The sequence below is a fragment of the Halomonas sp. AOP22-C1-8 genome (genome assembly GCF_052378905.1).
GTDB classification, from domain to species: domain Bacteria; phylum Pseudomonadota; class Gammaproteobacteria; order Pseudomonadales; family Halomonadaceae; genus Vreelandella; species Vreelandella citrativorans.
Genome location: NZ_JBQSYD010000028.1, coordinates 49,620 through 55,950 on the forward strand (window position 1 = coordinate 49,620; position 6,331 = coordinate 55,950).

A 6,331-nucleotide genomic window follows, 5' to 3' on the forward strand; every position below is an offset into this window, starting at 1 on the left:
TTCGAGGAGAAATATCATGGCTAACCGTTTAAATAACGATTTCCAGTTTGTTGATGTGGGTCGTCAGGACCCACAGAAAAAAGCCGCCCATACGCGTACCAAAGAGTTCGCCGAGATCTACGAGCCGTTCAAACCCACGGATGCGGCAAGCCAGGCGCACCGTTGCCTGCACTGCGGCAACCCGTACTGCGAGTGGAAATGCCCGGTTCACAACTATATTCCCAACTGGCTGCAGCTGGTGGTGGAAGGCAACATCATTGAAGCTGCGGAACTGTCACATAAAACCAACTCACTGCCCGAAGTGTGTGGCCGCGTATGCCCGCAAGATCGGCTGTGTGAAGGCGACTGTACGCTTAACGACGGCTTTGGCGCGGTCACCATTGGCTCGGTTGAGAAGTATATTACCGATACCGCGTTTGCCATGGGCTGGCGCCCGGACATGTCCAAGGTCGTGTGGACAGATAAAAAAGTCGCCATTGTAGGCGCAGGCCCTGCCGGGCTTGGTTGCGCTGATATTCTGGCGCGCAACGGCGTTAAACCCGTGGTGTTTGATAAGTACCCGGAAATCGGTGGCCTGCTAACCTTCGGCATTCCTGAATTCAAGCTTGAAAAGAACGTCATGGAGCGTCGCCGGGCGGTGTTCGAGGAAATGGGCATTGAGTTTCGTCTGAACACTGAAATCGGCACGGATATCGAGTTCGACACGCTGCTTCAGGAGTACGACGCGGTTTTCCTGGGGATGGGAACCTATAAGTACATGGAGGGCGGCTTCCCCGGTGAAGACTTGCCCGGCGTGTACAAAGCGCTCGATTTTCTGATCGCCAACGTCAACCGCTGCCTTGGGTTTGAAAAAGACCCCAGCGATTACATCTCAATGGAAGGCAAGCGCGTTGTGGTGCTTGGCGGTGGTGACACCGCCATGGATTGTAACCGTACCTCTATTCGTCAGGGCGCTGAGAGCGTTACTTGTGCTTATCGCCGTGATGAAGAGAACATGCCCGGTTCACGCCGTGAGGTGACCAACGCACGCGAAGAGGGCGTCGAGTTTCTGTTCAACCGCCAGCCGGTGGCGGTGGTGGGCGAAGATAAGGTCGAAGGCGTTAAAGTGGTGCGCACTCGCTTGGGCGAGCCTGATGAAAATGGCCGCCGCCGTCCTGAGGTGGTGCCGGGTTCTGAAGAGACTATTGTCGCCGATGCCGTGGTCGTGGCGTTTGGTTTTCAGGCAAGCCCTGCGCCCTGGTTTGAAGGCTCGCGGATTGATCTGAATGAGCGCGATCTGGTAAAAGCCCCCGAGCACGGTCAGTACGCGTTCCAAACCAGCAATGAAAAAATCTTTGCTGGTGGTGATATGGTGCGCGGCTCCGACCTGGTCGTGACCGCTATCTACGAAGGACGCCAAGCGGCAGAAGGCATCATGAACTACCTGGGCGTTTAAGCGATGAGCAGGCCGTGCTGCTACGGCCTGCTGACAGCTCCCCCGCTATTGTGGGAGCTGAATTTATTCGGCGAAGGCGGCGTCAGCCGCCCTTACTCGCGGCCGGTAGGGCATCAACTGGCCACCGACCTCGGCAGCGCTTCGCACTGCATCGCTGGCTGAAGCCTGCTCCCACCAGGCCTGAAGCCTGCTCCAAGGCCCGCTTGCAAAGATTAAAGCCTGTTCCACAAGGCCTTCACCAAGGGTCAGGGCTTGCTCCTCACTCCTGGTGCTATTGTGGGAGCTGAATTTATTCGGCGAAGGCGGCGTCAGCCGCCCTTACTCGCCACAGAAGAATGTTTCAGCCATGGCCGCCCAGCCCGGCAGTGCTGGGCACTGCATCGCTGGCTGAAGCCTGCTCCCACAAGGTCTTCCTGCAATTCCAGAGGCTTATATCTCACTCCCGGCATACAGCTTGTTACTATCAACGTGTGGATGCTTGCCTTTTGTTGCGATGGGGGCCGAGGTTTGTAAGGGCATGACAGTTCAAATTGAGCCTTGGGGCGTAGTCTGCTATTCTGCCGTCCCATCCTGGTGTGGCTTTCTGTTACGCCTTTTGATCACGTTTCGACAGGTTTTCCATGACACGATATATCTTCGTGACCGGTGGCGTTGTGTCCTCTCTTGGCAAGGGCATCGCGTCGGCCTCGCTGGCGGCGATTTTAGAGGCCCGCGGCCTTAAGGTCACCATGCTCAAGCTCGACCCGTACATCAACGTGGACCCGGGTACCATGAGCCCGTTCCAGCACGGCGAGGTGTTCGTCACTGAGGATGGCGCCGAAACCGATCTGGACCTTGGCCACTACGAACGCTTTATTCGTACCAAGATGACCCAGCGTAATAATTTCACCACTGGCCGTGTTTACGAGCACGTGCTGCGCAAAGAGCGCCGTGGTGATTACCTGGGTGGCACGGTGCAGGTAATTCCGCACATCACTGATGAAATCAAGCAGCGCGTTTATGCCGGCGGCGAAGGCTTTGACGTGGCGCTGGTGGAAATTGGTGGCACGGTCGGCGATATCGAATCGCTGCCGTTTTTGGAATCCATCCGTCAGATTCGCAGCGAGCTGGGCGCTAACCGCGCGCTGTTTATGCATTTGACCTTGGTGCCCTATATCAAGACAGCCGGTGAGACGAAAACCAAGCCGACTCAGCACAGCGTTAAAGAGCTGCGCTCCATCGGTATCCAGCCGGATATTCTGATTTGCCGTAGTGAAGTTGAGCTTGAAGAGAGCGAGCGTCGCAAAATCGCATCGTTCACCAACGTTGAAGAGCGTGCGGTCGTTCCGCTTCAGGATGCCGATACGATCTATCGCATTCCGTTGATGCTCCACGAGCACGGCCTGGACGATATCGTGTGCGACAAGCTGCGTCTGGAAGCCGAGCCTGCTGATCTTTCCGAGTGGGTAAAAGTACTGGATGCCAAGCTGAACCCGCTGAAGTCGGTCAGCATCGCCATGGTCGGTAAGTACATGGAACTGCTGGATGCGTACAAGTCGCTTAATGAAGCGCTGATCCACGCTGGTATTCAAGGACGTATCAAGGTCAACGTCGACTATATCGACGCTGAAGACATCGAGCGCCACGGCACTGAGCGTCTGGCAGGTAAAGATGCGATTCTGGTACCTGGCGGCTTTGGTGAGCGCGGCGTGGAAGGCAAAATTCTGACCGCCCAGTTTGCGCGTGAAAATAACGTGCCTTATCTGGGCATCTGCTTGGGTATGCAGGTAGCGGTGATTGAGTTTGCGCGTAACGTGGCGGGTTGGAAAGACGCCAACTCCACCGAGTTTACCCACGATACTCAGCACCCGGTGGTCGGCCTGATTACTGAATGGCTGAACGCTGAAGGTAAAATCGAGCTGCGTGATGCGGCGTCCGATTTGGGCGGCACCATGCGCCTGGGCGGCCAGGTATGCCACCTGACCTCGGGCAGTAAAGCACGCGAAGCCTACGGCTCTGATGAGATTGTCGAGCGCCACCGTCACCGCTTTGAGGTCAATAACCAGTTTATTGATGAGCTGGAAAAAACTGGCCTGGTGATTTCGGGTAAAAGTGTCGATCAGTCGCTGGTCGAAATGGTTGAGCTTGCGGATCACCCCTGGTACGTGGCGTGTCAGTTCCATCCGGAGTTTACCTCCACCCCGCGTGACGGGCATCCGCTCTTCTCGGGTTTTGTGAACGCAGCGCTTGAGTATAAAACAGCGCGGACCAGAACTCACACGACACCTCAGGAATAAGGGGGAAGCCAATGTCTTCTCAAGCACCTTTCCAAGAGCGTCATATCAACATTGCCGGCCTAACCGCCGGCAATTCTTTGCCTCTCATGTTGCTGGGAGGCATGAATGTACTGGAGTCGGCAGAACTTGCCGATGAAGTCGCCCAAGCCTACGTTAGCGTGACGCAAAAGCTCGGCATGCCTTATGTATTTAAGGCAAGCTTTGACAAAGCCAATCGCAGCTCGATTCATTCGTACCGTGGTCCAGGTATCGAGAAAGGCTTGCAGATACTCGCTGATATTAAGTCGCGTTACGGCGTGCCGATCATCACCGATGTCCACGAACCCTGGCAGGCGGCTCAAGCGGCAGAAGTGGCGGATATTATTCAGCTGCCTGCTTTCCTGGCACGTCAGACGGATCTCGTGGTAGCGATGGCCAAAACCGGTGCGGCGATCAATATCAAAAAGCCGCAGTTTCTGGCGCCTCATGAAATGCGCCATATCCTCAGCAAGTTTCAGGAAGCCGGTAATGATCGCCTGATGCTGTGCGAGCGCGGTTCAAGCTTTGGCTATAACAACCTGATTGTCGATATGCTTGGGTTTGGCGATATGAAGCAGACCGGCTACCCGGTGTTCTTCGACGTTACCCATGCGCTGCAACGCCCCGGCGGGCGTGCTGATAGTGCGGATGGGCGGCGTGCCCAGGTCGCCGAGCTTGCCCGTGCAGGCGTTGGCGTCGGGCTTGCGGGGCTGTTTTTAGAAGCGCATCCTGATCCGGATAACGCCAAGTGCGATGGTCCCTGTGCGTTGCCGCTTGACCAGCTTGAGCCATTTTTAACGCAGCTATCTCAGCTTGATTCATTGGTGAAAAATTTTGCGCCGTTGACCATTCGCTGATCGCGGCCATCATGCGATACATAACCTTCTAATAGACCGCCAACCAAGGAGACTGTCATGACCAAAATTGTAGATATCAGTGCACTGGAAGTACTCGATTCACGCGGTAACCCGACGGTGCTAGCGCGTGTGCGCCTTGAAAGTGGGGCAACGGGCGAAGCCTGCGCACCCAGCGGTGCTTCGACCGGTTCGCGTGAAGCGCTTGAGCTACGTGACGGTGACAAAGCACGCTATCTCGGCAAAGGTGTACTGACAGCTGTCGATGCGGTCAATGGCAAAATCCGTGAGGCGCTGCTTGGTATGGACGCGCGCGATCAGCGCGGTCTGGACGATGCCATGCTGGCGCTGGATGGCACTGACAACAAAGCCACTCTGGGTGCGAATGCAATTCTCGCGGTATCGCTGGCGGCCGCTAAAGCCGCGGCTAACGCCAAGGGCGTGCCGCTTTATGCACACATTGCCGAGCTTTACGGTCAGCCAGGTCAGTACAGCATGCCCGTGCCGATGATGAACATCATCAACGGCGGCGAGCATGCGGATAACAACGTGGATATTCAGGAGTTTATGGTGCAGCCGGTCGGCGCCAAAAACTTCCGTGAAGGCCTGCGTATGGGCGCTGAAATTTTCCACGCGCTGAAGAAGGTGCTGTCTGCCAAAGGCCTGTCTACTTCTGTGGGCGATGAGGGTGGCTTTGCCCCTGACCTGGCGTCCAATGCGGATGCCTTGGCTGTCATCAAACAGGCGGTGGCGGATGCTGGTTATTCGCTAGGCAGTGATGTCACGCTGGCACTCGACTGCGCGTCGTCTGAGTTCTACAAGGATGGCCAGTACAATCTTTCCGGTGAAGGTAAAAGCTACGATGCACAAGGCTTTACTGACTATCTGGCGGGCTTGTGTGAAGACTATCCGATTGTCTCTATTGAAGACGGTATGGATGAGTCGGATTGGGATGGCTGGAAGGCCCTCACCGACAAGCTGGGCGATAAAGTGCAGCTGGTGGGCGACGATCTGTTCGTTACCAATACCAAAATTCTTAAGCGCGGTATCGACGAGCAGATTGGTAACTCGATTTTGATCAAGTTTAACCAAATCGGTTCGCTGTCTGAAACGCTGGACGCCATCAAGATGGCTCAGGATGCAGGCTTTACGGCGGTTATTTCGCACCGCTCCGGTGAAACAGAAGACACCACCATTGCTGATTTAGCGGTGGGCACCTGTGCAGGCCAGATTAAAACCGGCTCCTTATGCCGCTCTGACCGGGTTGCCAAATATAACCGCTTGTTGGTGATTGAGTCAGAACTTGGCGATGTCGCTTATCCCGGCTTGAAGGCTATCAAGGGCCAATAACGGGATTTGTTGGCTGTCTTGTAAGAAATGTCTCAAGATTTTGTAAGACATGTCCTACAAAAACCGACGAAAATCGCTCGACGTGGGTAGGAAAAGTAGAAAATTTTCGTCTAATTTAAGTTTATCTGATTGATTTTAAGTTGTTTTTTATTGAGGGGCAGGCCACTTAGGCTTGCCCTTTTTGTTATAGGCCGCCTTGAGATGACATTGTTATCTGCCACAATGCATTCAGGACAGGGGAGGCAGGGATGCTTTAGACAGAATGCAACGCAATGGGGTGTAAACAGGCCCACCGAATGACACACTGAGGTGAATTTCGGTAGGGAAGTGGCCTGAGGAAGTTGACACATGGAGCGGTCAGAGGAAGTGTTTGGAGCGGGCGACCTAAGGGTCGCCTT

5 protein-coding genes are annotated in these 6,331 nt (G+C 55.1%); all 5 read left to right on the forward strand.

Features of this window, described 5'->3' with window-relative positions; genetic code table 11:
• Positions 1-16 precede the first annotated feature (16 nt).
• The gene (locus ACT3TY_RS14470; RefSeq protein WP_444628719.1) at positions 17-1,435 is read left to right on the forward strand and encodes an FAD-dependent oxidoreductase; all 1,419 of its coding nucleotides are present in this window, start codon (positions 17-19) and stop codon (positions 1,433-1,435) included.
• A gap of 3 nt (positions 1,436-1,438) precedes the next feature.
• Positions 1,439-1,597 (forward strand): hypothetical protein, encoded by a 159-nt coding sequence (locus ACT3TY_RS14475; RefSeq protein WP_444628720.1) that lies wholly within the window; start codon positions 1,439-1,441, stop codon positions 1,595-1,597.
• Positions 1,598-2,055: 458 nt separating this feature from the next.
• Positions 2,056-3,711: a CTP synthase gene (locus tag ACT3TY_RS14480; protein WP_172118671.1), complete on the forward strand. Its 1,656-nt coding sequence runs from the start codon at positions 2,056-2,058 to the stop codon at positions 3,709-3,711.
• A gap of 11 nt (positions 3,712-3,722) precedes the next feature.
• Entirely contained in the window at positions 3,723-4,586 is an 864-nt protein-coding gene (kdsA, locus tag ACT3TY_RS14485; protein ID WP_087107934.1) for a 3-deoxy-8-phosphooctulonate synthase, read from the forward strand.
• Positions 4,587-4,643: 57 nt separating this feature from the next.
• Complete coding sequence (gene eno, locus ACT3TY_RS14490; protein WP_087107936.1) at positions 4,644-5,933, forward strand: phosphopyruvate hydratase; 1,290 nt, start codon at positions 4,644-4,646, stop codon at positions 5,931-5,933.
• Positions 5,934-6,331: the final 398 nt, after the last annotated feature.

Coding starts and splice junctions, on each gene's coding strand:
- ACT3TY_RS14470 (WP_444628719.1), top strand. CDS start 17: ATGGCTAACCGTTTAAATAACGATTTCCAGTTTGTTGATGTGGGTCGT.
- ACT3TY_RS14475 (WP_444628720.1), top strand. CDS start 1,439: ATGAGCAGGCCGTGCTGCTACGGCCTGCTGACAGCTCCCCCGCTATTG.
- kdsA (WP_087107934.1), top strand. CDS start 3,723: ATGTCTTCTCAAGCACCTTTCCAAGAGCGTCATATCAACATTGCCGGC.
- eno (WP_087107936.1), top strand. CDS start 4,644: ATGACCAAAATTGTAGATATCAGTGCACTGGAAGTACTCGATTCACGC.
- ACT3TY_RS14480 (WP_172118671.1), top strand. CDS start 2,056: ATGACACGATATATCTTCGTGACCGGTGGCGTTGTGTCCTCTCTTGGC.